Raw genomic sequence first — 1,065 nt, forward strand, 5'->3', positions numbered from 1 at the left:
ACATCGGTGCCAATGTAGGCCGCTTATCAAGGTCGTCTATGAACTCGCCGATCAACCCGAGTTGCCTTTCGGAGAACGGCAACATCGACATTTCGGCACAAGCCGTAAGTTTCTGCATGCCATCAGAGAGCGAGGCCGGGCTTTCGGGATGGCCGAATGGCTTATCGATGCGTATGGAATATTGTGCTCCAGACCGTAGCTGCACTTTAACTGTAGTCGGCGAATTCCCGTAGCGACCGTGAGTGCGATCGATTTCTGGATCAACCACGATCTTCGTGGCCGCCATGATCTGGCGCACAGCCGGATCCTTAAGCGCTTCGGCGCGAAAATCGCTAATTGTGACGCTGCCACGTTGCGCCGCTACAGCGACGACGTAAGGCAGGCTGAAACGCGCAACAACGGGGTCGGCGGGGTTCCACCTTTGGTCACGTGGCTCGACCACGACACTCGCAGCACGCTGATTCAAACCGAGCTCAATAGAAACAATGTCCTTGCCAGTGAAGTTGTGTTCCTCACGCAATTGGAGGAGACCATCGATCCCGTGATGCGTAGCTCTGCAGGAGGGCCAAGGTTTAAAGCTAATAGAGGCGTTCACATAGTCGGAACCGAGTCTGTCCATAAGCATGTTAAGGCCGTAGTCCGGTTCGAAGGCGTTGTAGAAGCCATATTTGCCAAAGAACGGCTCCCTCGGGCCATTGAACCCCACCATAGCTGATAGGGCTGACTCAACACCCGAGCGAGCCCGCAATCCCTGCTGCAGCGCCACCGTGTGTGCATTCTCTTCATACATTTGGAACTCGCCGGCGGCATGGGCGTAGGCGATACCAAATGCATTCCGGGTCTTCTCTTCGTCGAGCCGCAGCAACTTTGCACTAACCGCCGTGGCACCCCAGACAGCGACCATATTGTCGCGGCCTGTATCTATAGCGTTGGTAGTGATGCTTCGCGATAGACGAATGTGCAGATCGATAGCTGTCGCGAGGGCAGACAGCAATTCGCCTCCGGTTATAGAAGGGTCGCGTTCGGCAAGGGCCAACGCCGGCGGAACGTCATATGCGCTGGCGT

General features: G+C 56.1%; 1 protein-coding gene. It reads right to left on the reverse strand.

The window, feature by feature from the left end; translation table 11 throughout:
* Positions 1-994, reverse strand: a 994-nt coding sequence (locus NKH12_RS30435; RefSeq protein ID WP_352956483.1) for an MmgE/PrpD family protein, incomplete at its 3' end; no start/stop codon positions are given.
* Positions 995-1,065 lie beyond the last annotated feature (71 nt).

The organism is Mesorhizobium sp. M1322 (genome assembly GCF_040318085.1).
GTDB lineage: Bacteria > Pseudomonadota > Alphaproteobacteria > Rhizobiales > Rhizobiaceae > Mesorhizobium.